1 pseudogene is annotated in these 893 nt (G+C 80.5%); it reads left to right on the forward strand.

Annotated elements, in window-relative coordinates:
• Positions 1-893: pseudogene (locus E9529_RS21460) on the forward strand (hypothetical protein); the annotation flags it as partial.

The raw sequence follows: 893 nt of genomic DNA on the forward strand, positions 1-893 counted from the left end.
CCGCGTTCGGCGCGGACACCGATCCGGCGGTGATCGCCGCCGCCGAGGCCGCGGTGCTGCCCGGCGCGGCCGGGCTGGGGCTGGGCCGGCTGCGGGAGGGGCTGCGCGCCGAGCTGCTGGCCCGCGACGCCGCCGCGGCCGAGCGGCGGCGGACGGTGCGGCAGCGGGCCGCCGATGTGACGGTGCGGCCGGTCGGGGACGGGATGAGCGAGCTGCGCGCCCTGCTCCCGCACCCCGAGGCGCGGGCCTGCCGGGACGCGGTGGACCAGCACGCCCGGGCGGCGCGGGAGGCCGGGGACGGCCGGCCGGTCGGGATGCTGCGCGCCGGGGCGCTGGCCGACCTGGTGCTGCGCCCGTGGCAGGACCAGCCGACGGTCACCGCCCAGCTCACCGTGGTCGCCCCGCTGCCGGCGCTCACCCCCGCCCGCTTCCTCGCCGCCGGCGCTCCACTGCCCCCCGCCTTCACCCCACCCGCCACCCTGGCCGGTGCCGTGCCGGAGCCGGTGGGGGAGGTCGACGGGGAACCCATCACCGCCGCGCACCTGCGGGAACTGCTCACCCAGCTGGACGCCAGCGGCATCCACGCCCCACCGGCGGGGAGCCTGCACATCGCGATCACCGACGCCGCCGGGGCGCTGCTGGCCGTCACCGGCCGCACCGAACTGGCCCGCCTCGCCACCGCCGGCTGCCCACAGCACCCCGATGACCCCGCGCGGCCCGGCGCGTCCTGTTCCTGCCCGCTGCTGGGGCCACCGGGCCCGGTGGACGGCTACCGGCCCTCCACCGGCCAGCACCGGTTCCTGCGGCTGCGCGACCGCACCTGCCGCCACCCCGGCTGCACCACCCCCGCCGGCTGGGCCGACCTGGACCACGTCATCGCCCACGCCGCCGGC

The organism is Blastococcus sp. KM273128 (assembly GCF_021698975.1).
Taxonomy (GTDB): Bacteria; Actinomycetota; Actinomycetes; order Mycobacteriales; family Geodermatophilaceae; genus Blastococcus.